We start from the raw sequence: 24380 nt of genomic DNA, 5'->3' as shown, positions 1-24380 counted from the left end.
TGATCATTGATAAGGCGTTTTAAGTGAGGAGTGTGTATTATTTGACACAAATATTACACACTTTTCATGTGTCACTAACGGACTGAATGAGCAACATGGATTTGTTGCATATTATTTTCTAATAATTGTTATTTAGGTCTGTTATGTTAAAAAAGAATCATGGTTTTACCTTAGTTGAAGTGCTCACCGTTGTTGCAATAGCAGGCATTATGCTCATGATTGCTGCCCCTAATTTTGCCTCCCTTTCTGCAGACTCGCGTGCTTTTAGTGCTGTCAATGGCATCGCTCGAGATTTAATGTATGCGCGAAATCAAGCGGTGAATAATATGACCACTGTTGCGGTTTGCCCACTGGCTGGCGGCTCGGCTTGCACTGCTGAATGGAGTAAAGGGGTTGATGTGTTTATTGATACTAATGAAAACGATAAGCTAGACACTGGAGAAACGTTACTTAAATCGGGCAGTGCATTTCATGAGAGTGACCAAGTTAGTTTTGCACAAAAAAGCGTCCGTTTTGGCGCCGATGGGTTAACCAGAAATGTTTCAGGCTCGGCTATTCTCTATTATTGCGATGACAAGGAAAGCGTTAAAAAAGGGGTCGTTATTAGTAGTTCAGGCAGAGCTAAAGTGGCAGATAAAAGCGCGATTTCAAAGTGCAGTGGTTAACGCCAATGATCACCCCTCTCAATAACTTAACCGGAATTCGAGATAAGCAAAATAGTATGTTTTCCCGCCAAAACGCGGTAAATATGTCCCTATATGCTTTGCGTTTTCACCCCTGAAAACGAATTTTTCCGTAAAAACATACTTTATTTGGCTACAACACGTTTAAGCAGAACTATTTCACAAGTCGCTTTTTATTAGAGCTAAATCACTAAGGTATTGTTAGTCTTAGCTTTAATGACCATCAGTTGCACGAACTATTGATCAAAGGCTTGCTCTATAGTTTGGGCTGCTTTGCTTTGAAAGCTACTTGCCTTGCCTACGCACTCAACCCATTTACTGATGTCAATGGATGTTTTGCCATCGGTGTCATATACCGTTCTAATATTCGCTTTTTTTATATCCTGCTGCATTCTATCGTCTGAGGGATAATCGGAAAAGTAAGAAAAGTGGCCTAAATATGATTCGCCATTTTCAAGTATCAAGGCGCACTTATAGTCTTGCTTCGCCATCGATTCTTGCCCGTAAGTGACATTAGGGGTGATGAAGAAAAGGGCTCCAATAAGCGCGGCTAAAGGGCGACTATTGCCAGCAGTCATCATGAGTAGCTCCTTTTATTTGTTGGTGATTTAGGGTAAAGCTTGCGCAATGGGTGTCCTGCGCTTGGCGGTTGATTGCGGTAGCGGTAACAGTGAAATCTATCTGCCTATCTGTACTGCTTAGCTTCACCTTATAGCTGCCGCCTTGTGTTTCAATGCTCGCACTCGGGTAACCAAGCAAGCTCAGGTCATTGGCATACTGATTGTGGTCGAGGTAGTACTGTTCTTGTAAGTTAGCAATCTCTGTCAACTCAACTGTCGCCTGGCTACGATTACTGGTGAGGATGTACTGCATGTAGCTAGGGTAGGCGATAGCAGCTAAAATACCGACGATAGCGACCGTTATCATTACCTCGATTAATGTAAAGCCCCGGAGTTTATGGCTGATCAAGTTATTGCTCCTCAAAGAAACTATAAATGCGTTTTGGGTTCATGGTGGCATTAGTAGTTTGTGAGCCACTGTTGACGGTCTCTGTTTCTGCGTTTTCTCCAGGATTATCGCCAACGACAACATTGACCTGTTCACCTTGCCCGACACCGAGTAAGCGTAACTCTGACTTGCCCTCTTGATTGGTACCTGAATGAACCACTAATGTGTCGGGCACGCGGTTACCAATTTCTTTGTCACGCCAACTGTGCCGATCAGTGCCATCAAATAAACTCACCGCATAGAGCTTGCCAAGCCCAAGCTCGCCAATACCGCATTCTAAGTTAGCTGAAGCATTGGGTGAAAAGGAAGTAAAGTAAACCGTCCCGGCAATAACCAGCGCACCGCCGAGTGATTTCTCGCCAGTATTACCAAACTCATAGCGCCAGCCGGCATGACTGCTTAGATTAGCGCGCGATAACATTAAATCGGTACTGGTTGCGATAGGGTTATCGGTTATATTAAACAGATCGGTGAATGAGACTGGGGCCGGTTTTGTTACCTTGCCACTGCCAAATAGGGTAGGAAGGATGTAGCTATCTTTGACCATGACAAAGGTATCTTGATTGCTTAAATCTGAGGAGGGTTTTGCTCTGTTCCCCGTGCCAACTAGCACCATATCAATAGCCTGATCGAATACTTGATAATTGTCATCAACAGCAACGACTTTTTGAATTAAGGTTCGCGCGACGGTCGGCGCGTTAAATATTCTTCGGTCGCCTTTAGCGCCGGCGTCACTCAAGCTCGCCAGTTTCAAATGGGTCCAGTTACTGGGCTCTCCAACCATATCAATACGCCAAATGTTTCCACCCGTATCGCCGCTGTAAATGCGGTCTAAATAGCCATCATCATCGCTGTCAAAAGCCGTTACTTCAGCTGGCATGCTGTGTTGCACACAGTGCGGGTCACTGCTGTCACAGCTAATATTGGCTGACCAGATTTTTTTACCTGTTTGTGCGTTTACTACAAATACCCCGCGGCCTTGGCTATCGCTGCAATCGTTGGCAGAGCTTTTACTACAAGTATCTTGGTTAGTGTCATAACCGGCGCCAAAAACAAACACGGGTGTTACTTTGCCATCGATAGGAAGGAAACCAGATTGTGGTTTTGACCAAGTTTGCCCGAGCTCTTCAAAGCCAGCGGAACTATTTGAAACTTTCCACAACAGGCGAGGAGAGGTGGGGGTGGTGAGATCAAATGTGTAATAGCTTCTTCCTCCCCTGCGCATACCGATGATAGCGATTATTTGTTTTTCAGCACCATTGGTTATCTCCATCACAGCCGCGCTGCCATCCATGCCGTAGGGGTGCTCAGGGGCATCAATATTTTTAATCAGTGATAGCCCATGGCTGATGAGTTCGTCTGGGATAAACGCCCACTCTTCGGTGACAGTATCGCCTTTGTCATAGAAGAAATGAACAAAACCCGCATTGGTTCCTACTAATAATCGAGTATTGCTGTTATCACCCGATGGATAAGTAATAGCGGTCGGTTTTGAGTGAAGTGGATCCGCAAAAATATCGTTGCGATAGTCACTGGTATCACCATCGTCATCAATATCATCAACGTCTAAACCCATCAGCCAGTTTATTTGTCGAGTTAAACCTATTTCGTCGGTGCCAAGTTCAGTGGCTAAGGCTAGATTGGTGCTCGCTTCAAAGTGGCTTTTTATACTATCAAGTGACAGGGTAATTAAGCTGTTGCCACTATTGGTATAAAGTGTTCGAGAGCTTTGTGCGGCGATGGCATCTGCAACCCCCCCTTGAGTCACTGAGTTACCATCATTAACTCCGCCCCAAGCGGTTGATGCGCCTTCTCGAATATTGCCGTTGTCGTCTATGGCTGCTGCATTACTAGCATCACGTAGCACGCCTTTATTGTCTATGGTGAGCTTTTTAATGTTGCCGCGCCAGCGCTGTTTTTTACTGGGCATAAACATCGAGTAATAAATAGTGTTTTGATGTTGCGTGCGGTCAAAACTCGTAGCTGATACTGCGGGGGCATTAAAGCTTGAAGATTGATCGAGTATTTTAATGATGGTTTCTTGAAAAGCTTGCTGTAAGTCTGCCGCATCGGTCGCTGGGAAGTATTCACCTCCGCCTTGCTTCGCGGTTTCAAGTAATAAGCCTCCTGCGCCAGAGGTGGCGCCATCGCCAAAACCTATGGTGTAGGTTGAGATGATTTGCTTACCCGTTTTATTGAGATTAATGTCATTGTTATTCATGTATTTTGCCAGTGCTGGCATATAGCTAGAATACGATGCGTTACCATTAGTAAGACTATAAATCAGTGAGTTAGCTTTACCGTCTTGAGTTGGCTCACCGTCTGTCATTAAAATGACATACGCTTTATCCTGACAGGTTTTATATGGCGAGGCATAAGTTCCCTCTGGGCTCTCTGCATTTAGATCTCTTGGCGGTTTATTTGCTAGGTAGTAGCCGTAATCATAGTCATCATCACCAAAGTACACACCGAGTCCAGCAAAGTAGCGATAAACTTCATATAAAGACTCGCACAGAGGGGTATTCCCCATTGCTTGCTGTGCATTTATCGTATTACTAAAGCTGGCCCTATCTTGCTCGGTCATATTACTGAGGGCGCGGACAACTCGGCCGCCATTACGGGTGCCATCCGACGCATTGTAATTAAAAACCGTTAGGCCAAAATTAACCGAAGGCGTGGATTTCACCAGCTCAGAGATGGCATCCTGCGCTATCGCCAAGCGGCTTTTTTTAATGGTATTATTTTGATAGTGCCAATACAGGTATTTTTCAGTGTAAAGGGTCACGCCATCGTTACCGCGAAATATATCGGTGCTGGTATTGCTACTATAAGGGTTATTTGAACCATTTCTTGGGTAACCTTCAACACCACTGGCTGGGTTGCTGGTGATTTTGTAGTCGACATCTTCACGGCAGTCGAACCATGTTCCATTATCTGAGGAAAGTGTTCGCCAAGTTCGTTTTTTTGCATACCAACGGCGCATATTACCGGTGTACTTACCTGCTGAAGTTAGGGGGGCGATAGACGACTGGCAGTTGTTTTTGGTCGCTAAAAAGTAGTTGTTATCACTTGTGCTAGGAACCCCATCACCGGCTTGAGCCCAATATATTTTACCGCTGTTAGGCTCGCCATAGCTGGCCGTTGGATCAAAAGGCTCTTTGGTCAATAGTTCGGTGTTACGCATACTGCCGGAATTATCAAAGATAATCATTACTTGCGGTCTTAACCCATTTTGCGCGGAAACATCTGCAATATAGAGCTCAGTGTCATCCGCAAGAATAGCCATGCTCACTCCGGTGAGGGCTGCGGCGATTAAAATTTGCTTTACCATGGGTCATCCTATTCTAGCTACATACTGCTGTGTGCCAATGATCCATAACGGCGCGTAAACAGTGTGTTTATCCATGCTTATTCATCCCGAATAAGTGTGGTTTATTTTTTCAATAACTTTTGTTCTACGCCTAACCCCGCTGCATTTTCACCTTGATGGCCACCACCTATTTTGGCGCGGCCATATTGCTTTGATAGCCGAGTGTCTAGATAGCGACAAGAGAATAAGCCGACCGAGCTTGGGTCTTTGCTTCGAGCGCAACTAGGTTGCTCATTTATGGCCACAACAGAAGTACTAATGTTTTTAATGTGCTTTACTTCAAACTGGGTATCGAGTGCCGCGGTAGCAAATTGTTGGCTAGCATTAGTATTTGTTAATATTTCACCAATAGCGCCCTCTAATTGCTGGTCGGCATCGATTCGCTGTGCACTGGCACCAGCCATTTTGAGATCTAAACTGGCATTGGACATTAGCAAGGTGGTTAATCCTGATAATAGAAGCAGTAAAATGATGCTGATAAAAAGTGCAATGCCTTGCTGAAATTTCATTTTTGCCTCCATTAGATTGCCTTATCTAGCCACATTGGATTACTAAAGCTAATCACGCTGGATACCAATAAGCGTCTAAAATTATCGTTCACTGTGATTGTTTTATCCGCAAGGGTGTAGGTGTTTTGATTCAAATAACGTTTACTTTCTTCCAGTGCTCTAACCAGAATAAACACTTCAACGCCAATGACTTTGTCGTTTGATAATGCTGAGGTCTGATAGTTAGTATTACCATTGGCTTCTTCTACGATATAGAGCAATTGCATGTCCTCAACGCCAGATAGCAAAATAGGCTCCAAAGTCATGCCGCTGTTATTAAGGCTCATCCGGCGCAGTCGAGGGGTGTTAGTGCTGAGAGAGCGATCTAAGAAATAAACATGGTGTAAGTATTGCCAAGCATCACTACCCGTAAAAGACGGATCGCTTGGTGGGGTTGAGCCGGATGCAAAAATAACGGCCTTACTATGGCTACCCACTAATAAATAAGGGCTATCTGCAGTTACGGTACCCGCTGCTGGAATGGGTTCTCGTTTCCCCATTAAGCGCTTAAGTGCAATTACATCGGTACCACGTTTGAGCTGTGAGTCAGGATCGTCATCAATAATACAACGCATATAGTTCAGGCTCGACAATTGAGGGATTTCAAATGACCAAAATTGTCGAAATTGAATGCTGTCTTCGGGGAAAGAGCCGCCACCTAAATCGTCAGTGCAATCACTACCACTACTAAGCGTCGGGGTGATAACTTCATTGTTGATGGTTGCATTTAACCTTGTCATTACGTTCGAGGTGGCTACTCCCCAAAATCCGACTTGTCTAAGATCTTGGCTAATTAATTGCAGTGCAATTCGTCCTGTTTCCTGTAGTTCACCCATTTGATTGGTATTTTGCGAGCCGGCGCGAGATTGAACAAATACAGCGGTGATCCCGCCAATTAGAAATAGCCCGATAGTCATTCCTATCATCCATTCGATGATGCCGAATCCTCGTTGCTTTAGCCTTGTGCTACGCATTTCTGACCAACGTTGTAATCGTGATTTGGCGGCGCTCTTTGCTTTCTGCGCCACAGTTCTTGGCTAACGTCATAGTTGTATTTGCGCCATCTTCAAGTTGTTGTCGGCTTTGCCAGCTAATAATGATAGTGACTAGGCCAGATGTGGTTTCGTAACCGATACAAGCATCTGCCTTAGCGAGGCCACCAATAGAGCGAGCGTTGTCGCTAACTTGCGTTCCTTTGAGTAAATCTTGCCAGTGAATCAGGTCGATAGTGCGGCGATCGCTGGCTGAGCAGCTGGAGCATTTAGGTAGAGTTAGCGTCTTCGCGGTTTCAATGACACTGTTAACGGCATAAAGATCCGGCGTGTTGATAAATTCAGTGCGATTGAGGTGGATCCGCTCTGCGATGTCCATGGCGATAAAGCTAGCAAGGGTGCGCTGTTGAGATTCAAAAGCTGATTTTTTAGCGATGCCTTGGGATGCAGCAACACCCAATAACCCGGTGGTTAATATAAACAGTGTGATCATCGCTTCAATTAAACTAAAGCCGCGAACAAATACTCCCTTCATTGAGGGGCGTTGAAGCCAGTTTGTCACTATCACTACTAGCCTCCTTGTTTGTTAGGCAATAAATTAATAAATAAACTAACCAATCCATTGCTTAAGTATATCTGCGATTTTTTTTCTTGCTGTCAGGATCTTTTACAACGATTGTCTTTAATGTGGTTTTTTTTGTTAGGTATTTGATTTTTTGGTTTATTTATTTTTAATTCTGTCGCGATAGACAATGATTGCGGCTGGAAAAAATTGGAGAGAAAAAATCCCCTCAAAAAGAGGGGAAAAGCACATTAACAACCTTGTTTTGCTTCTATTTGGCCTCGTAATGACTTCAGGTTCATCGCTAAACCTCAATAGAGCCCTGTGCTACTTGCTAGAAACTGTTAATAATCAAAACCTTGCTCTACTGATTTTGCTGCGTCAGAGGTAAAGCTCTGACCTGAATGCGCGCATTCAAGTACTTTTTTTACTGCGATTAAAGTTGTCCCGTCTGCTTGAAAGATTGATTCGCCGGCTTTTTCTGCCATGCTTTTTTGCATTTTATCGGTTGATTTATATTCTGATTGATATTGGTAATGACCAATGTAAGGTTCATTGTCAGCCAAGATCATGGCACAGCGGTATTCTTGTAATGGCTTTTGCGCTTGCGCTTGGCCCAGTATTAGGCTTGCTCCTAAGAGCAGCGCCATGCTGAGACGATAGTGTTTAGGGTTATTTTTTCCAGCAATCATTTGATGTTGCCTCTTTTTTCTGCTGATAATTGAGCGTGAAAGTTAAGCACGTCGTATCCTTTAATTGTTGGCCAATGGCTTTTGCCGTTACAGTAAAATCAATTTCGCGGTCGGTTGAGCTTACCTTGATATTAAATCGGCCATTTTCCGTTGTAATGGCGCTGCTGGTATAGCCTAGCTGGTCTAGGCTGGCGGCATAACGATTATGATCGAGGTAATACTGCTCTTGCAAATTAGCAATTTCAGTTAGCTCGGTCGTCGCTTGAGCTCGGCTGCTTGTCAGTACATATTGCATGTAACTAGGGTAGGCTATCGCTGCTAGTATGCCGACGATTGCTACCGTGATCATTATTTCAATAAGGGTAAACCCTTGCTGATTTCTCACGTACTTATTCCTCTTTATAATTCTTCAAAATAGCTGTAGATCCGATTTGGCTTCATGTTGGCCTCGGTGGACTGGGTGCCAGTATTCACATCTTGCGCTTCAGTACTGTTGTTGGGATCTTCTGGGATAATGACCGATATTTGCTCTCCTTGGCCAACGCCAAGTAAGCGGATCACAGATTGGCCTTGCTCATCTTTACCTGAATGCGCCACGATGGTATCAGGCACTTGATTACCAATTTCTTTTTCGCGCCAAGTATGCGTATTGGTGCCATCAAATAGATTAACAGCATAAAGTTTGCCAAGGCCTAGATCGCCAATCCCACATTGTAAGTTTGAGGTCGCATTAGGCGAAAACGAGCTAAAGTAAACCGTGCCAGCGAGCACCAAAGCGCCGCCCAGCGATTTTTCACCATTGCCTTTAAACTCATAACGCCAGCCTGAATGACTGCTTAAGTTGGCACGAGAGAGCATTAAATCGGTACTACTCTCGATGGGATTACTGGTGATATTAAATAAATCGTCGAATGCAATTGGGGTGGGCTTTTCTACACCACCACTGCCAAAAGTAGTGGGTAAAATGTGGGTGTCTTTGATCATTACAAACGTATCTTGATTACTGATGTCAGAGGCGGGCTTTGCGCGGTTACCCGTGCCGACCAATACCATATCAACGGCTTGATCGTAAACTTGATAGTTTTTATCTACCTTAATCACTTTTTGGATCAAGCTACGAGCAATAGTGGGGGGAGTGAAAATGCGGCGATCACCTTTGCTAGTGTCGTCACTGAGTTTTGCTAGCTTGATAGTACTCCAAGCCTTCGGTGAATCGCCTTTTAAGTCGATTCGCCACAGGTTGCCGCCTGTATCACCAGCGTATAAGCGGTCAACAATGCCATCACTATTGCTGTCTAAGGTGGCTATTTCGCTGGGTATACTGTGCTGCATACAGTGCGCGTCAGTGGCATTGCAAGCCACATTATTAGACCAGATATGCTGTCCTGTCTTAGCATTAACAATGAAAATGCCACGGCCTTCAGTATCTTTACAGTTGTCTGCACCGCTGCAGCTATCTTTATTAACGTCATAACCTGCGCCAAAAATAAATACTGGGATAGTGTCGCCAGAGACGTTAAGCCAGCCCGATTTAGCTTTTGACCACGTTTGGCCTAACTCGGTAAATTGGCTGTCTGATTTACCAATTTTCCAAAGTAATGTTGGCGATGTTGGCTTGGTAATATCAAAGGCGTAATAGCTTTTACCACCGCGGCGCATGCCCATTACTGCAATTAACTGTCGACTTGGCCCTTTGCTTACGTCAAACACCGTGGCCGTGCCATCCATTCCATAAGGATGAGTCGCTGCGTCTTTGTCATCCATTAATGCTAAGCCATGGCTAAGTAGTTCGGCTGGAATAAAAGCCCAATCTTCGGTTACTGTTTGGCCTTTGTCATGAAAGAAATGAACAAAGCCTGCATTGGTGCCGACCATTAAGCGAGTGGTGTCATTACCACTTGGATAAACGATGGCGGTGGGCTTTGAATGCAGTGGATCGGCAAAGATATCAGCGCGGTAGTCGGCAATGCTATTGTTGCCGTTAACATCATGCACATCGTAGCCGAGCAGCCAATTTAAATGTGTATTGAGATTGGTCGCATCTATCCCAAGTTCAGCCGCTAGCGCATCGTCGCTGGCAGCATTAAAGAATGTTTTGATGTTTTGCTTGTTTAGTTCAACCAGCGCACCTTGAATATTAGTGTAAACTTTACGACTGGTTTGCTTGGCTATTGCTGCGGCTACGCCACCTTGACTAACCGAGTTACCATCATTAACGCCGCCCCAACCGGTAGATGAATCTTCACTGATATAACCATTGGCCGAAATAGCCGGCAGGTTGTTGGCGTCTCGTAAAATGCCTTTGTTATCAATAGTGAGCTTTTTAATATTGCCACGCCAGCGCTGCTTTTTACTTGGCATAAACATCGAGTAATACACGTTGTTTTGATGCTGGGTGCGATCAAAACTTGTGGCTGAAACGGCAGGTGCGTTAAAGCTAGAAGATTGGTCGAGAATTTTAATGATCGTTTCTTGAAAGGCTTGTTGCAGTGCTTTTGCATCGGTAGCGGGGTAGTATTCACCGCCGCCTTGGGTCGCGGTTTCTAATAATAATGCCCCAGCTTGAGTGGTTGCTGCTTCACCAAAGCCAATGGTGAAGGTGGACACTGTTTGCGTACCTGCTTTCGTATTGTTGATGTCTTTTGTATTGAGGTGCTTTGCTAGTGCTGGTAAGTAACTGTAATTCCACGCACTCGCGCCTGTTAAATTAGCGATTAAATGGTTAGCCATATTATCTTGAGTCGGTTGACCATCGGTCATTAAGATAATGTAAGCTTTATCCTGACAGGTTTTATAGGGGGATTTATAGGTACCCTGCGGCGCTTCAGCATTGCTATCTCTTGGCGGTTTATTGGCTAAGTAACTGCCATAGTTGGCATCATCATCACCAAAGTAAACCGTTTTACCTGCAAAGTACCGATAGACTTCATAGAGTGATTCACACAAAGGGGTGTTGCCTTGGGCTGACTGGCTATTAATGACACGACTAAAGTCCGCTCTATCTTGCGCTGTCATATCGTTAATGGCACGAACGACGCGGCCACCGTTACGAGTGTCATAACTGTCATTGTAGTTAAATACCGTTAAACCAAAGTTAACCGAAGGGGTGGATTTGACCAGATCGGAAATTGCGTCTTGGGCGATACTTAAGCGGCTTTTAGTGACGGTATCGGGTTGATGATACCAAGTGAGGTATTTTTCGGTATAAAGCGTAATACCATCAGAGCCTTTAAAAACACTACTTCCCTTGGTAGCTTGATAGCCGGTTTTTATGTCATTGATTGGAAACCCGTCAACTTGAGAGCCAGGGTTTAAAACTTGGTTTTTATCGACATCTTCGCGACAATCAAAATACTCCCCTTTGCTCTTGTTAAGGCGTAGCCAAGTTTGGTTTTTACTATTCCATCTTCTTAGATTACCGGTGTACTTGCCATTTTTTGCTAATGGGTCAACAGCTGATTGACAATTATTTTTGTTGCTGTCGAATTGATTACGACTGTTTAGTTTGGGCACCTTTTGTCCAGCACCGCCCCAGTAGATCTTTTGTTGCCCTGATTCGCCATAATCTTTATTGGGATCGAAGGCCTCTTTGGTAAGCATTTCTGAATCACGCATGCTGCCAGAGTTATCGAATATAATCATAACTTGTGGGCGCAGACCATTTTGCGCAGAAATATCGGCGATATATAACTCAGTATCATCAGCAAGGGCATTCGCGCACAAAAGAGCGCCAAAGGGCAGTAATAATTTGAACCTGTACATTAGTGTCCTTTCCATGTTTTTTGGAAATTAAATTAATGCGTCCTATGCGTGTTGCGGTTATTACCGCATCACTTTCCCATCCTAGGAAGGCGTGTTTAGCTTTTAGTTCTTAAGGGTTTTTTGCTCTATGCCTAAGCCTGCACTGTTATGGCCTAAGCGGCCGCTGCCAGTTTTGGCTCGGCCATAATCACGGTTTAATTTTGTGTGCAAATAGCGACAAGCAAAAATGTCATCTGAGCTCGGTTTTCGACTTCGTGCGCAGCTGGGCTGATCTTGTACTTGAGCAACTGCCGAGCTCACGCCGCTAATGTGGGTTAAGGTAAATTGACTGCCCTTGATGGCGCTGGCAAATTTTAGCGCGCTATCATCTTTTGCCAGTAACTCTTCAATTGCCCCTTCTAGCTGCTGATCTGCATCAATTTTTAACGCGGCTGCCCCCGCCATTTTTAAATCTAAGCTGGCATTGGCCATCAATAAGGTGGTTAAGGCTGACAACAATGCCAGCATTAACATACTAATAAATAATGAAATTCCTCGTTGAGTATGGGGGCTTTTCATGGTTTTAAATTCCTTGGCTGAGCCATACTGGGTTATTAAAGGTTACTGAGGTTGACACTAGTAAACGGCGATAATTGTCATTGACTTGAACGGTCTTATCACCCAGTTGGTAGCTATTATTATTTACATAGCCATGACTTTGATCTAACGCTCTAACCAACACAAACAGCTGGGCACCTATGACTTTATCACTGGGCTGTGCGCTGGTTTGAAAGCTGGTTTTACCGGCTGCATTTTCGACGATGTATTGCAACTGCATATTTTCAATGCCTGAAAGTAAGACTGGCTCTAATGTCATACCTGATGTGTTTAAAGTCAGCCTGCGCAAGTTAGGCGTATTGGTCGAAAGTTGGCGGTCTAGGTAATAAACATGGTGAAGAAATTGCCAGGTTTCACTGTCGGTTAGAGTCGGCTCTGAAGGGGCAGCTGCATTACCTTTGAAAATCATTGCCTTGGTATTATTTGCTTTGAAAAAAAATGGTGCGGTTGCGGTGGTTAAGCCGGCACTGGGTATGGACATTGATTGGCCCAGCAGGCGTTTAATGGTAATCACGTCGGTTTCTTTGCTCAATTGGGTATTGGCGTCATCATCAATCAGGCAGCGCATAAAGCTTAGGCTGCTATTAGCTGGCAACTCAAACGACCAAAACTGTCTAAACTGCACACTGTTTTGTGGAAAAGAGCCATTGCCTAAATCATCAATACAATCTTTGCTACTCGCTAGCTTAGGCACGATTACCTCGTTACTTTGCACGGCATTGTATCGTGTAACCAGATTAGCGGTGGCCAACCCCCAAAAACCAACTTGTCGTAAGTCTTGGGTTAACAACTGCAACGCGACTCTGCCCGTTTCTTGTAGCTCGCCCATTTGGTTGGTGCTTTGTGCGCCCACTCTTGAGTGAACGAATACCGCAGAGAGACCTGCAATCAAAAAAAGGCCAATGCTGATGCCAATCATCCATTCGATTAAACCATAGCCAGCTTGTTGTTTTTGAGTTGGAGTATTATGCATTTTTAACTAGCGTCCGCAGTATTAGTTGACGACGCTCTTTACTGGAGGTACCACATTTTTTCTCAAAGCTATTTCGATCAGTGGCGCCATCAATAAGGGACTGCCTACCGGTCCAGCTGACCACAATAAGCACTTTGCCATTGTTGGTATCGTAATCTATACAGGCGTCAGCTTGCTTGAGACCGCCAACAGCGCGACTGTCTTGAACGACTTGTTGTCCTTGTAGAAGGCCTGCCCAGTGTAAGAGATCTTTCTCTCGCTGCTGAATTTGTCCGCAAGCGGTGCAGCTTGGATTTGTGATAGATGAAGCTGATGACACTACGCTATCAACAGCATATCGATCTGGGGAAGCAATTAATTCTTGACGATTAAGGCGCAGGCGCTCTGCGATATCCATGGCGATAAAGCTAGCGATCGTGCGTTGATTGGACTCGTAAGCAGACTTTTTAGCGATACCTTGAGAGGCAGCTACGCCAAGTAAGCCAGTGGTGAGCACGAATAAGGTGATCATGGTTTCGATTAAGCTAAAACCCAGCTGGGAACTAGTTTTATGTCGGCAGAGGATCGTATGGCTCATGTTGAGTTACCTGATACTAAAAATTTAATAAATGACTGAGCGATCCGCTGCTCGACAAAAACGTCAATTCTTAGCAATCCTTGCTGCCGTGTTTTATATCAATTAAAAATTAATAGTTAAAGGAGTATTTTTCGGGCTGAGAGATATGTCAATTAATCTGTTTTTTGGTTGTTTTATAGTTTTTTTATCTATTTGAGGTGGCATTCTCAGACATGAATGTTTTTAAGTTTCACTTGTTGACTGGTCGAGGTTGATAGCGCTATCTTGGGTGAAGTAGAACGTTGCTGAGCAGATTTAATGGGGGTTATTTTTAGCAAAATCGTTATATTTTTTTATTAAAATTAGCATTATATTCTGTTTTATCGCTAACTTCTTACTGTTCGGAGCTATATTTTTAGTGACAGTTTTGTGAATATTGTGATCTCTCTCATCGTTATTTTTTTGGCCGGTGTTGCAACTACTCAAGTTAATTGCGAAAAATGATGATTGGAATGAGCAGTGAAAAGGCGGTTTAGATAAATATAGGCAATAAAAAAGGTGGCCAAGCCACCTTTTAAACAAGAGCATTAATGTTTAGCGATTAGTGCAATACGCGCGCACGCAGGGTGCCTTTGATATTTTTAAGCTTAGCCAGCGCGCCTTCGCGATCATCACTCGCAACGTCAATCACCACGTAACCAATGTTTTCATTGGTTTGTAAGTACTGACCTACAATGTTGATACCTTCATCAGCAAATGCTTGGTTAATTTGGATCATGATGCCAGGAATATTTTCATGGATGTGCAGTAAACGGCTGGTTTTAACGTGCTCTGGTAGTGAAACTTCAGGGAAGTTAACTGCAGATAAAGTTGAACCGTTATCTGAGTATTTCACTAGTTTGCCAGCAACTTCGTAACCAATGTTTTCTTGCGCTTCTTGGGTGCTACCACCAATGTGTGGCGTTAGGATCACGTTATCAAAACCACGTAGTGGCGACACAAACTCGTCGTTGTTTGATTTTGGTTCTACTGGGAATACGTCAATCGCTGCGCCGTATAGCTTGTCTGTTTTCAACGTTTCAACTAGTGCATCAATATCAACTACTGTACCACGTGAAGCGTTGATCAGGATTGAGCCCTGCTTCATCTGTGATAGTTCAGTGGCACCAAACATCAGCTTAGTAGACGCGGTTTCCGGTACATGTAGGCTAACAATATCTGACATAGCAAGAAGCTCAGGTAGGCTTGCAACTTGAGTCGCATTACCGAGTGATAGCTTATTTTCGATGTCGTAATAGAAAACGTTAAAGCCAAGGTTTTCAGCTAGAATGCTTAACTGTGTACCAATGTGGCCGTAACCTATGATGCCCAGTTTTTTACCACGCGCTTCGTAAGAATTGTCAGCAGACTTTTGCCATTCACCGCGATGTGCTTTGGCATTTTTCTCAGGAATACCGCGAAGTAGCATTAGGATCTGACCTAACACCATTTCAGCTACGCTGCGTGTATTTGAAAACGGCGCGTTGAATACAGGGATACCTTTGATTTGCGCTGCTTTTAAGTCAACTTGGTTAGTACCAATACAGAAACAACCGATAGCAACGAGCTTTTCAGCTGCGTTAATTACGTCTTCTGTTAAGTTTGAACGAGAGCGAATACCAACGAAATGAACGTCTTTGATCTTTTCTTTCAGATCTTCTTCGCTTAAGGAGGTTTTTAACGCTTCAATGTTAGTGTAACCCGCGGCTCTAAAAGTCTCTTCAGCGCTGCTATGTAGTCCTTCTAACAGAAGAATTTTGATTTTTTCCTTGCCTAGTGAAAAGGTGGTCATGCTACTTCCCTCGAACCCAAATGTGTCAATTGCTCAAATTTTGTCAACATTGACAAGATACAATTATTTTAGAAAATTTACTACAAAAAACCCGTATGTGGCGCATTAACGCCACTTTTTTTGATCTAATTATAACGTTTTAACGCCATCCGGGCTGCCAACAAGGACTACATCTGCACCACGTTGGGCAAATAGACCATTGGTAACAACGCCAACGATGTTGTTAATTTGTTGTTCTAGCTTGATCGGATCTAGAATTTTTACGTTATGCAGGTCAATGATGACGTTACCGTTATCGGTTATTACGCCTTCTCGGTACACTGGATCGCCGCCCAGCTTAACCAATTCACGTGCTACATAACTGCGTGCCATTGGAATCACTTCCACTGGCAATGGAAAATCACCTAATACATCAACGTGTTTAGTGTTATCGACAATGCAAATAAACTTATCAGCAACCGCTGCCACGATTTTTTCACGGGTTAATGCCGCACCGCCACCTTTAATCATGTAGTTGTGAGCATTTATTTCATCGGCACCATCAACATAGATGCTTAGATCGCTAACATTATTTAGGTCAAATACTTCAATACCTAATGCTTTTAAGCGTTCAGTTGAGGCTTCAGAGCTTGATACTGCGCCTTTTATGTCATGTTTTATCGTACCTAGGGCATCGATAAAATGATTCACGGTTGAGCCTGTACCAACACCAACAATAGAGCCTTCTTCGACGTATTTTAGTGCAGCCCAACCAGCGGCTTTTTTCATTTCATCTTGTGTCATGCTTATGCTCCGAGAGTACGGTAAAAGAAGCGCGGATTATAGCGTATCCTCGGGCTTAAAAACACTCCCCCAAGACCAGATTTTACTGGGCGTAATGACTTCTGGTAAGGGGACGTCCCAAGCTTCAATTGGGAGTTTAGGTAAGCATTGAAGATCGTGGGCAAGACCAATGGTGTAAGGTGATTTATCGGTGTGACTTACGTTTGCTAGAGTCCGATCGTAAAAACCGCCGCCCATACCTAGGCGATTACCGAAATGATCGAACGCTACAAGGGGAGTGAAGATGACATCAAGCTGATCAATGCTGGCTTTTTGGTTAGATTGGAGGCAAGGCTCAGCAATACCAAATTTATTGGTTTTCATTGGGCTATTGGCGTGGTAGTGCAAAAAGAGCAGGTGGCCTTCATTAATAGGGTCAAGTACTGGCAAGTATGTTTTTATTCCTTGCTGCCAGCACCATTCAATTAATGGCTGCGGGCAAAGTTCGCCGTCGTTAGCAAGGTAAAGTGCGACCTGCTTGGCGTTACTCAGTTTGGGATGCTGACTTAATTGCTGCTTAAGTTGATGGCTGTAATCATGTTGCTGCTGATGGCTAAGTTGACGTCTGAGTTGACGTACGTCTTGTCTTATTTGGTGACGGGTTTTCTGCATGGCGAAAAGTCCGTAGTGTTTGTTGACATTAGCACAGTAAATGTACTGTTCCTAAAGATGGAGTACCCAGGGTGCCGTTACACGGTATAAGCCCTTGAACCCGACGGCTCAAGGTGGTGATTTTGTCATTACCGTAGGCTTCTCAGTACATGCTGAGCCTGCGCAATAGTAACAAGCAAAATCTCCGGTGTTGTAATTATCGGCTCAGGGACGTCACCGTATTGACAAACACCCCAGGAATTAAAATTGTATTATTGTACGAGACTTACTTCTCGTTAGTGTTGATGCCTTTTTCGATCAATGCATTTTCAATGGTGCTTTGTAACATTTGAATGCGTTGAGCCATGGTATCAGCATACTCATTATTTTTAGCTTGCTCTAATTTTAGTTCATGGCAAAAATTTAACGCAGCCATCACTGCAAGCTGTTCGCTTTTTGCTATCTTAGTGCGCTGTTTTAGGTCAGCAATTTTCTCATTCAATATTTCTGCTGCGCCAAGAAGCGCATCTTCTTGTCCTTGTGGACAAGCCATTTTGTAACATTTGCCTAAAATATTGATCTCGACAGCCGATTGGCTCATCACTGAACTCCGAACACAAGAATTAACCGAACATCTGTTTCAGATGTCTAACTGCTGCGACTATAAAGGCCAACGGGTGAACTTTCAAGTCCTAGCTAGCGCCAAGAGTAAGGCAATGTTAGGATTTAAGGTAATATATTAATTTTAATTGTGAGTTTAGGTTGGCCATGAATAAAAACACATTACCGGATTTTGATGAAGTGACCCGTATCTTCGAATCAGCGTCATTAATGGTGGGCGCGGCGGAAGTTCATGGTGTTTTAGCTGGGCTGGTTTGTGCGGGAGTGAAACTCGATGCGACCAGTTGGGAAGCCCCCTTTAATGATTTAATCAATGAAGGGTTAGGCTTACCAGCTGAAGCAAAAAAAACCGCGACACAGCTTTATTCTATTATTTGTGAGCAACTTACCGACGGCAATATGGGATTTAAGCTATTACTACCTGATGATGAGGTGCCGCTTGATGAGCGCGCTGAAGCGATGGCGCAATGGGCGCAAAGCTTTCTCGTTGGTTTTGGCATTATGCAATCAAAATTGAATCAAGCACCTGAAAATATTCAAGAATTAATCACCGACATCCGCGACATATCTCAAGTTTCGCTCGATTTTGAACAAGAAGACGAAGAAAGTGAGCTGGCGTTTAACGAGGTCGTTGAATATTTACGTATTGGCGCATTGCTGTGTTTTAACGAGTTTGCGCAACCTCTCACTACAACTAACGATAAGCCCACGCTGCACTAATAGCACTAGGTAAAGCTTAATTATGAACTTTAAGCTAGTACCTAATTATTAACTCTAAGCTAGCGCTTAATTATTAACTTTCTTTAATAAAGGTTATTTCATGCAATCTGAATTTCATCTACGCCAGTTAGCGTTCGGCGAGTTGATGCGAGACAACAGTGCTGCAATTTTTGTCGCAGCGAACGAGCAAACACGTAGCCGTGATACGGAATACCGTTTTCGCCAAGACAGTGATTTTTATTACCTGACTGGCTTTAACGAGCCAGACGCTTGGCTCGTTTTAGTTAAAAAAGATAATCAATTAAGTCGCACTTTGTTTTGTCGTCCAAAAGACGCATTAGCTGAAATTTGGCACGGGCGGCGTTTAGGCGCAAAAGCGGCAATAACGACATTGGCTATTGATCAAGCATTTGAGTTATCAGAGTTAGACGAGCAATTAGTCGAATTGTTGAATCAGGTTGATAGTTTGTATTTTGTGCTTAATCAGCATCCTGCTGCTGAGGCTAGGGTACAACAAACCCTAACACGTCTGCGCCAAGGTGCTCGTCAAGGTTGGCGCGAGCCTCGTCAAATTATTGATTGGCGTCCACAGTTACACGAAATGCGTCTTTTTAAATCAGTGACAGAGATTGAACTGATGCGTAAAGCCGCCGATATTTCTGTTGCTGGTCATATTCGAGCGATGAAAGAATGTCGTGCTGGCGTTTGGGAATACCAACTGGAAGCGGGAATTTTACACGAGTTTGCCATGCTTGGCGCGCGCGACGCAGCCTATAGTACCATTGTCGGTGGTGGCGAAAATGCTTGTATTTTACATTACACCGAAAATGAATCGCAGCTGGTGGACGGTGAATTAGTGCTCATTGATGCTGGTGCTGAATATGCCGGTTATGCGGGGGATATTACGCGCACATTTCCTGTTAATGGCAAGTTTAGTCTGGAACAAAAAGCGATTTATCAATTAGTGCTAGATGCACAAGAGGCGGCACTTGCGGCACTCGGCCCACGTAAATCAATTAAGCAAGCTAATGATATTGTTTTAAATATCATGGTTTCTGGTTTGGTTGAGTTAGGTATAATGCAAGGCGAAGTCGAGCAGTTAATTGAAGAGCAAGCATACAAAGCTTTTTATATGCACGGACTATCCCACTGGTTAGGGTTAGATGTACATGATGTGGGCGATTATCAATCTGTTGACCGTTCACGTTTACTTGAGCCGGGCATGGTGATTACCGTTGAGCCAGGATTGTATATTGCAGCGTCTGCAGATGTGGATCCTAAGTGGCACGGCATCGGCGTTCGTATCGAAGACGATATTGTTATCACACAGCAAGGTATTGATAACTTAACGGCAGCTGCGCCTAAATCCATTGCCGATATCGAGGCGTTAATGGCGCAATCTAAATAATAAGAAGTGAAGACAGACATGGCAGAGACCAATGCGACGCTAGATGTTGATTTAATCATAGTGGGAGGAGGCATGGTTGGTGCCACTTTCGCATGCGCGGTGGCTTATTTAGCGCCACATCTAAAAATTGCGTTAGTGGATGCCGTCGCCGCTAGCCAAGAAGCACATCCTGGCTTTGACAGTCGGGCTATAGCGCTATCGTATGGCTCGGCGCAATTACTGCAACAGATTGGTCTCTGGTCTGAATTTTCATTGCAAACTACGTCTATCTCTCACATACATGTCTCAGACCGAGGGCATTCTGGCTTAGCGCATCTGAGCGCGAAACAAGAGCAGCTTGACGCGTTGGGCTATGTGATTGAGCTTATCAATGCGGGTGACATTCTCAATAAGCGTTTATCTCGCTTGCCAAACTTAACTTGGATCTGTCCTGACAGTGTTGAAGAAATTGCCCAATGCCAACACTGTGTCACCGTCACACTCGCCTCGGGCCAGCAATTACAAGCATCGTTATTGGTTGGCGCCGATGGCGGACACAGCCGTTGTCGGCAATTACTCAAATTACAGCAACAAACGGATGATTACGGCACCAGCGCAATTATTGCTAATGTATTAACCAGCGAGTTGCATCAAGGACGCGCCTTTGAGCGCTTCACGGATGCGGGGCCTTTGGCGTTATTACCTATGTCTGATAATCGCAGTGCACTGGTTTGGTCGGTGCATAATCATCAGCTTGAGCAGTTAATGGCCTTATCTGATGTTGACTTTGGCGCCGCTTTGCAGCAAAAATTTGGTTTTCGTTTAGGTAAGTTTACGCGCCTTGGTGCTCGCACCGCTTACCCTTTGTCACTCACACAATCCCCGATGCCAGTCAGTCATCGCAGTGTGTTAATTGGTAATGCCGCCCACACTTTGCATCCCGTTGCGGGTCAAGGTTATAACCTTGGCCTGCGTGATTTGTTTGTGCTCGCGAGTACGATTGCCCAAGCGTCTGATATTGGTGCGTTTACGACGCTAGACCGCTATTGGCAGCAACGGGAAGGCGACCATCAACGAACCATTTTTATGACTGACTTATTGGCGCGAACGTTTGCTAACAACTATTGGCCCTTAGTTAAAGCCCGTAATAGCGCATTACATTTAATGGATACCTTTGACATATTAAAGCAACCCTTAAGCTACCAAGCCTTAGGCCATTTTGAACTTTTTCAGGCGAAACCATTATGATCCAGTCTTTTGACCTTGTTATTGTTGGCGGTGGAATGGTCGGGCTGACATTAGCCCGCGCATTATATGATGCGCCGATTAAAATTGCGGTGATAGAAGGCCGTGAGCTCGAGCCAGAATTTAGTGAGATAGCAGACAACCGTGTTAGTGCGATTAATGCCGCCAGTCAAACCGTGTTAGAAAAACTGGGCGTCTGGCCAAACTTAAATATTTCACGAAGCCAGGCCTATGAACAAATGCAGGTTTGGGATCAAGATAGTTTTGCGCAATTACAATTTTCTGCTCAGCAAAATCGGACTCCCAATCTAGGTCATATTATTGAAAACCGTAATCTGCAATTGGCATTACTTAATACCTTAGAGACACAAGAAAATGTGCGTATATTTTGTCCTCAGCGAATAGCACAGCTGGCCTTAGGCGAAGGAGAAGCTTGGATAACTTTAGATAATGGCCATGCTTTGACCAGTAAATTAGTGGTTGGCGCTGACGGGGCCGAATCTTGGGTACGTAAGCAAGCGGCTATTCCGCTCACCTTTCGTGATTATCAGCACCATGCGCTGGTGGCGACTATTGCGACTGCCGAGTGCCATCAAAATACCGCTTGGCAAATTTTTAAGCCGGAAGGCCCGCTGGCTTTTTTGCCGTTGTTTAATCCACATCATTGTTCGATAGTTTGGTCCACAAGCCCAGAGCGAGCATCAATGTTGATGGAGCTATCTGACGATGAGTTTAATAAGCAGCTGGCTATGGCATTCGATAACCGATTGGGTTTGTGTCAGGTACTAGGTGATCGCCATAGTGTGCCGCTACGAATGCGTTATGCGCGAGACTTTGCCAAACATCGAGTTGCCTTAATCGGTGATGCTGCACACACTATTCACCCCCTTGCTGGTCAAGGGGTTAATCTTGGTTTGATGGATGCGACAGCACTGGCTCAAGAAATAAAGAAAAACTTAGCCCTTGGTTTAGATATTGGCCAACTTGCGCAGTTACGGGGTTACGAGCGCTGGCGTAAGAGTCAGGCAATGGAAATGATTGTCGCTATGGAAGCATTAAAACAAGGCTTTAGTGGCCAACATCCACTTAAAAAATTGATCCGAGATGTTGGTTTGAGCCTAGTGAATAATGCACCTTTAGTGAAAAATACCTTACTTAAACAAGCCATGGGGTTGGCTGGTGAGCTTCCTGAGTTAGCCCGGCTTTAGATGCTAAATATGATACTTCCGGTTTGTTTAAGCGGTAAAAAAATCAGCACCCAATCACCTTGCAGTTAACTATTATTTGGCTACGCTGTGTAGATGATTGAGCAGACGCTAATAACCTATTTTTGAATATAGGCCTATTTTATTGGGAGAGTAAAAATGAGCCAATTGCCGAATGATTTAAAATATACCGATACCCATGTCTGGGTGAGAAGTGAAGGAGATGGCATTTATACCTTGGGTATTACTGACCATGGGCAAAGCCAATTAGGAAACGTTTACAGTATCGAGCTCCCCCATGTTGGTGATGAGCTTGATGCGGGTGATGAATGTTTTGTAGTTGATGCTGAAAAAACGACCGTTGAAATCTATTCTCCTTTAAGTGGTGAAATTTCTGAGCTAAATGAAGAGTTGCCTGATTCTCCCAGTCTAATCAATGCTGATCCCTACGATGATGGTTGGGTGCTGCAAATCAGAGCGTCTGATGATACCGAGTTTGATAGTTTGTTAGATGCCGATGACTACCTTGAAGGGATCATTGAAGAAGAAGAATAAAGCCTTTCTCTGTGTTATAGGGACATCAGTATGTTGGTTATAATAGCGCACTGAATCGACTTTATTTTTAGCTAATTCATTGTTTTGTTTGATAAATATTAATCCCACTTGTGGCCGCTGACTATATAGTTGGCAGCCTTCCACCTATTTACTACTCTTAAATTAACTTATTGAAATAGCTCTCGGTTTCATTGGGTTTATTTTTGTATAGTTAACATCATCAATTATGTGTCGTCTAGTTTGGTCCTTGTTCAGCAAGACTGAGCTGATGAGTAAGGCCATTCGCCAAACTTCATGAATCATTTTAGTTAACTTATTACCGGACAGGTGATTAACTATGGAGCGTACTATGCAGTCAAAGTCCTTAAGTACAGGGTTATTGTTATTGGTACTCTTCTCGGTGATTTCGCTATTTGCTTACCAGCACAGTTTTAATACTAGCCTAGTGATTAACGCCGAGTCTGACTATGCATTCAAACCGATTACCGATGAGTCCCAAGGTGGTAAAACTACCGCTACCTTAACACTGACGCCGCAAGGGATAGTGCTGGAATGCAATATCGTCAAGGCTTACGCCTGGCCATTTTGTGAGTTTGCGATAAAACTGTCAGAAATATCGGAAGGTATTGATATTTCTAAATATGATACGGTTACTCTTGACGCACGCTATGAAGGTGAAGGATCGCAGCGAATCCGTTTCTATATTCGAAACTTTCATCCTACCTATACTGATATTCACAATGACGCTACCCTGAAAGTTAACGAGGTAGAGTACGAGCCAAACTTATATTCGTCTGAAGTGACGATTCCTCTGAAAAACTTTCAGGTCGCCTCATGGTGGATTTCCGAACTTAATATTCCGTTGGAGCACTTTGCACCTGACTTTACCAATGTGTCAGTGCTTGAGATTGCAACGGGTAGCCTTATTTCTGAAGGGCCGGTAAAGATTGTCGTGGAGGAAATAAGATTTGACGGTAAGTTAATCCCTGAAACCGTATTCTTGACAGGGATAATAGGGGTGTGGATTGCGTTTGCTATTATCTATTTACTCTCAGATTTAAAGCGATTAAGAGTGGACTTATCTAGCACGAGACAGAAAGCCATTGAACTTGAGTCATTAACCGAAGCGTTAAAGTTAGAAAGTAAGAAATTTGAAACTATGGCAAAACGTGATCCGTTGACCGGCGCGAGAAACAGAGCTGGGATCCGAGATTCATTGTTTGAGCAAGTTCAGCTGGTTTACCTGCAACAAACACCATTATCAATTGTGTTTATGGACCTTGATCATTTTAAGCAAATCAATGATGTACATGGTCATGATGTGGGTGATGAGGTGTTAAAAGTATTTGCTGGTTTAGTTACTGGCCTAACACGACAGGGTGATAGTCTTGTTCGCTGGGGTGGGGAAGAATTTTTACTGGTTTGTCCCAATACTGAGCTTGATCAGGCTTCTCAACTGGCTGAAAAAATCAGGTCTCTGCTAGAGGTGTCACAATGGCCTGATGGTGTGAAAGTCACCTGTAGCTTTGGGGTTACTCAAATGGGGCAGGAAAGTACAGGTGAATTTATAGCGCGTGCTGATGAAGCCCTTTACAAGGCCAAATCTAAAGGTCGAAATCGAGTGGTTAGCTTTCACTCTAACCCTAAAGGCTAGTTTTAT

The 24380-nt window shown here is 44.0% G+C and carries 23 protein-coding genes and 1 other RNA gene; 7 read left to right on the top strand and 17 right to left on the bottom strand.

Annotated elements, in window-relative coordinates:
- Positions 1-143 precede the first annotated feature (143 nt).
- Complete coding sequence (locus K6Y31_RS17230) at positions 144-665, top strand: GspH/FimT family pseudopilin (protein ID WP_233054170.1); 522 nt, start codon at positions 144-146, stop codon at positions 663-665.
- A 254-nt stretch (positions 666-919) separates the two neighbouring features.
- Here K6Y31_RS17230 and K6Y31_RS17225 read toward each other — a convergent pair whose 3' ends face one another.
- The 17 genes from K6Y31_RS17225 to zapA all read right to left on the bottom strand — a co-directional run bounded on the left by K6Y31_RS17225 (position 920) and on the right by zapA (position 17588).
- On the bottom strand, positions 920-1264 hold the full coding sequence (locus tag K6Y31_RS17225; protein ID WP_233054169.1) for a hypothetical protein: 345 nt from the start codon (positions 1262-1264) through the stop codon (positions 920-922).
- Positions 1245-1652, bottom strand: coding sequence for a type IV pilin protein (locus K6Y31_RS17220; protein WP_282560197.1), 408 nt, complete (start codon positions 1650-1652; stop codon positions 1245-1247). The genes K6Y31_RS17225 and K6Y31_RS17220 overlap by 20 nt, the downstream gene beginning before the upstream one ends.
- A gap of 1 nt (position 1653) precedes the next feature.
- Complete coding sequence (locus K6Y31_RS17210) at positions 1654-5022, bottom strand: pilus assembly protein (RefSeq protein ID WP_233054168.1); 3369 nt, start codon at positions 5020-5022, stop codon at positions 1654-1656.
- 101 nt (positions 5023-5123) lie between these two features.
- Positions 5124-5570 carry a PilX N-terminal domain-containing pilus assembly protein gene (locus K6Y31_RS17205; RefSeq protein WP_233054167.1) on the bottom strand — a complete coding sequence of 149 codons (447 nt, stop codon included), beginning with the start codon at positions 5568-5570 and terminating at the stop codon, positions 5124-5126.
- 11 nt (positions 5571-5581) lie between these two features.
- Positions 5582-6583, bottom strand: coding sequence for a PilW family protein (locus K6Y31_RS17200; RefSeq protein WP_282560199.1), 1002 nt, complete (start codon positions 6581-6583; stop codon positions 5582-5584).
- Positions 6576-7169 (bottom strand): type IV pilus modification protein PilV, encoded by a 594-nt coding sequence (gene pilV / locus K6Y31_RS17195; RefSeq protein WP_233054165.1) that lies wholly within the window; start codon positions 7167-7169, stop codon positions 6576-6578. The genes K6Y31_RS17200 and pilV (K6Y31_RS17195) overlap by 8 nt, the downstream gene beginning before the upstream one ends.
- Positions 7170-7507: 338 nt before the next feature.
- Entirely contained in the window at positions 7508-7855 is a 348-nt protein-coding gene (locus K6Y31_RS17190) for a TapY2 family type IVa secretion system protein (protein ID WP_233054164.1), read from the bottom strand.
- Positions 7836-8240, bottom strand: coding sequence for a type IV pilin protein (locus K6Y31_RS17185; RefSeq protein WP_233054163.1), 405 nt, complete (start codon positions 8238-8240; stop codon positions 7836-7838). The genes K6Y31_RS17190 and K6Y31_RS17185 overlap by 20 nt, the downstream gene beginning before the upstream one ends.
- Positions 8241-8254: 14 nt before the next feature.
- Positions 8255-11617 (bottom strand): pilus assembly protein, encoded by a 3363-nt coding sequence (locus K6Y31_RS17180; protein WP_233054162.1) that lies wholly within the window; start codon positions 11615-11617, stop codon positions 8255-8257.
- Between the two features lie 102 nt (positions 11618-11719).
- On the bottom strand, positions 11720-12175 hold the full coding sequence (locus tag K6Y31_RS17175) for a hypothetical protein (protein ID WP_233054161.1): 456 nt from the start codon (positions 12173-12175) through the stop codon (positions 11720-11722).
- Between the two features lie 4 nt (positions 12176-12179).
- The gene (locus K6Y31_RS17170; protein ID WP_233054160.1) at positions 12180-13187 is read right to left on the bottom strand and encodes a PilW family protein; all 1008 of its coding nucleotides are present in this window, start codon (positions 13185-13187) and stop codon (positions 12180-12182) included.
- On the bottom strand, positions 13180-13764 hold the full coding sequence (gene pilV, locus K6Y31_RS17165) for a type IV pilus modification protein PilV (protein ID WP_233054159.1): 585 nt from the start codon (positions 13762-13764) through the stop codon (positions 13180-13182). Before pilV (K6Y31_RS17165) ends, K6Y31_RS17170 begins: the two co-directional genes overlap by 8 nt.
- Before the next feature lie 580 nt (positions 13765-14344).
- Positions 14345-15574: a phosphoglycerate dehydrogenase gene (serA, locus tag K6Y31_RS17160; protein ID WP_233054158.1), complete on the bottom strand. Its 1230-nt coding sequence runs from the start codon at positions 15572-15574 to the stop codon at positions 14345-14347.
- 129 nt (positions 15575-15703) lie between these two features.
- Positions 15704-16357 carry a ribose-5-phosphate isomerase RpiA gene (gene rpiA, locus K6Y31_RS17155; protein WP_232803471.1) on the bottom strand — a complete coding sequence of 218 codons (654 nt, stop codon included), beginning with the start codon at positions 16355-16357 and terminating at the stop codon, positions 15704-15706.
- Between the two features lie 36 nt (positions 16358-16393).
- The gene (locus K6Y31_RS17150) at positions 16394-17008 is read right to left on the bottom strand and encodes a 5-formyltetrahydrofolate cyclo-ligase (protein WP_233054157.1); all 615 of its coding nucleotides are present in this window, start codon (positions 17006-17008) and stop codon (positions 16394-16396) included.
- A gap of 59 nt (positions 17009-17067) precedes the next feature.
- Positions 17068-17251, bottom strand: a non-coding RNA gene (gene ssrS, locus K6Y31_RS17145) — 6S RNA.
- A gap of 22 nt (positions 17252-17273) precedes the next feature.
- Entirely contained in the window at positions 17274-17588 is a 315-nt protein-coding gene (zapA, locus tag K6Y31_RS17140; RefSeq protein WP_233054156.1) for a cell division protein ZapA, read from the bottom strand.
- Between the two features lie 167 nt (positions 17589-17755).
- Between zapA and K6Y31_RS17135 the strand changes: the two genes are divergently transcribed.
- From K6Y31_RS17135 to K6Y31_RS17110, 6 genes are all read left to right on the top strand, one after another.
- A complete protein-coding gene (locus K6Y31_RS17135; protein WP_233054155.1) occupies positions 17756-18328 on the top strand; it encodes a UPF0149 family protein in 573 nt (190 codons plus the stop codon).
- A 100-nt stretch (positions 18329-18428) separates the two neighbouring features.
- A complete protein-coding gene (gene pepP / locus K6Y31_RS17130; protein WP_233054154.1) occupies positions 18429-19736 on the top strand; it encodes a Xaa-Pro aminopeptidase in 1308 nt (435 codons plus the stop codon).
- Between the two features lie 18 nt (positions 19737-19754).
- Complete coding sequence (ubiH, locus tag K6Y31_RS17125) at positions 19755-20963, top strand: 2-octaprenyl-6-methoxyphenyl hydroxylase (protein WP_233054153.1); 1209 nt, start codon at positions 19755-19757, stop codon at positions 20961-20963.
- Entirely contained in the window at positions 20960-22168 is a 1209-nt protein-coding gene (locus tag K6Y31_RS17120) for an FAD-dependent monooxygenase (RefSeq protein WP_251080890.1), read from the top strand. Before ubiH ends, K6Y31_RS17120 begins: the two co-directional genes overlap by 4 nt.
- Positions 22169-22324: 156 nt before the next feature.
- Positions 22325-22720, top strand: coding sequence for a glycine cleavage system protein GcvH (gcvH, locus tag K6Y31_RS17115; RefSeq protein WP_233054152.1), 396 nt, complete (start codon positions 22325-22327; stop codon positions 22718-22720).
- Positions 22721-23069: 349 nt separating this feature from the next.
- On the top strand, positions 23070-24374 hold the full coding sequence (locus K6Y31_RS17110; RefSeq protein WP_233054151.1) for a GGDEF domain-containing protein: 1305 nt from the start codon (positions 23070-23072) through the stop codon (positions 24372-24374).
- Positions 24375-24380 lie beyond the last annotated feature (6 nt).

The sequence above is a fragment of the Motilimonas cestriensis genome, from assembly GCF_021295315.1.
In the GTDB taxonomy this organism is placed as follows: Bacteria; Pseudomonadota; Gammaproteobacteria; order Enterobacterales; family CBDFNC01; genus Motilimonas; species Motilimonas cestriensis.
Note: the sequence above shows the minus strand (reverse complement) of the source record. Positions and strands in the feature narration are given on the sequence as shown.

What these genes read in the sequence shown, in the direction of transcription:
- K6Y31_RS17230 (WP_233054170.1), top strand. Translation starts at nt 144, where the DNA reads ATGTTAAAAAAGAATCATGGTTTTACCTTAGTTGAAGTGCTCACCGTT.
- K6Y31_RS17225 (WP_233054169.1), bottom strand. Translation starts at nt 1,264, where the DNA reads ATGATGACTGCTGGCAATAGTCGCCCTTTAGCCGCGCTTATTGGAGCC.
- K6Y31_RS17210 (WP_233054168.1), bottom strand. Translation starts at nt 5,022, where the DNA reads ATGGTAAAGCAAATTTTAATCGCCGCAGCCCTCACCGGAGTGAGCATG.
- K6Y31_RS17205 (WP_233054167.1), bottom strand. Translation starts at nt 5,570, where the DNA reads ATGAAATTTCAGCAAGGCATTGCACTTTTTATCAGCATCATTTTACTG.
- K6Y31_RS17200 (WP_282560199.1), bottom strand. Translation starts at nt 6,583, where the DNA reads ATGCGTAGCACAAGGCTAAAGCAACGAGGATTCGGCATCATCGAATGG.
- K6Y31_RS17190 (WP_233054164.1), bottom strand. Translation starts at nt 7,855, where the DNA reads ATGATTGCTGGAAAAAATAACCCTAAACACTATCGTCTCAGCATGGCG.
- K6Y31_RS17180 (WP_233054162.1), bottom strand. Translation starts at nt 11,617, where the DNA reads ATGTACAGGTTCAAATTATTACTGCCCTTTGGCGCTCTTTTGTGCGCG.
- K6Y31_RS17175 (WP_233054161.1), bottom strand. Translation starts at nt 12,175, where the DNA reads ATGAAAAGCCCCCATACTCAACGAGGAATTTCATTATTTATTAGTATG.
- K6Y31_RS17170 (WP_233054160.1), bottom strand. Translation starts at nt 13,187, where the DNA reads ATGCATAATACTCCAACTCAAAAACAACAAGCTGGCTATGGTTTAATC.
- pilV (WP_233054159.1), bottom strand. Translation starts at nt 13,764, where the DNA reads ATGAGCCATACGATCCTCTGCCGACATAAAACTAGTTCCCAGCTGGGT.
- serA (WP_233054158.1), bottom strand. Translation starts at nt 15,574, where the DNA reads ATGACCACCTTTTCACTAGGCAAGGAAAAAATCAAAATTCTTCTGTTA.
- rpiA (WP_232803471.1), bottom strand. Translation starts at nt 16,357, where the DNA reads ATGACACAAGATGAAATGAAAAAAGCCGCTGGTTGGGCTGCACTAAAA.
- K6Y31_RS17150 (WP_233054157.1), bottom strand. Translation starts at nt 17,008, where the DNA reads ATGCAGAAAACCCGTCACCAAATAAGACAAGACGTACGTCAACTCAGA.
- zapA (WP_233054156.1), bottom strand. Translation starts at nt 17,588, where the DNA reads ATGAGCCAATCGGCTGTCGAGATCAATATTTTAGGCAAATGTTACAAA.
- K6Y31_RS17135 (WP_233054155.1), top strand. Translation starts at nt 17,756, where the DNA reads ATGAATAAAAACACATTACCGGATTTTGATGAAGTGACCCGTATCTTC.
- pepP (WP_233054154.1), top strand. Translation starts at nt 18,429, where the DNA reads ATGCAATCTGAATTTCATCTACGCCAGTTAGCGTTCGGCGAGTTGATG.
- ubiH (WP_233054153.1), top strand. Translation starts at nt 19,755, where the DNA reads ATGGCAGAGACCAATGCGACGCTAGATGTTGATTTAATCATAGTGGGA.
- K6Y31_RS17120 (WP_251080890.1), top strand. Translation starts at nt 20,960, where the DNA reads ATGATCCAGTCTTTTGACCTTGTTATTGTTGGCGGTGGAATGGTCGGG.
- gcvH (WP_233054152.1), top strand. Translation starts at nt 22,325, where the DNA reads ATGAGCCAATTGCCGAATGATTTAAAATATACCGATACCCATGTCTGG.
- K6Y31_RS17110 (WP_233054151.1), top strand. Translation starts at nt 23,070, where the DNA reads ATGCAGTCAAAGTCCTTAAGTACAGGGTTATTGTTATTGGTACTCTTC.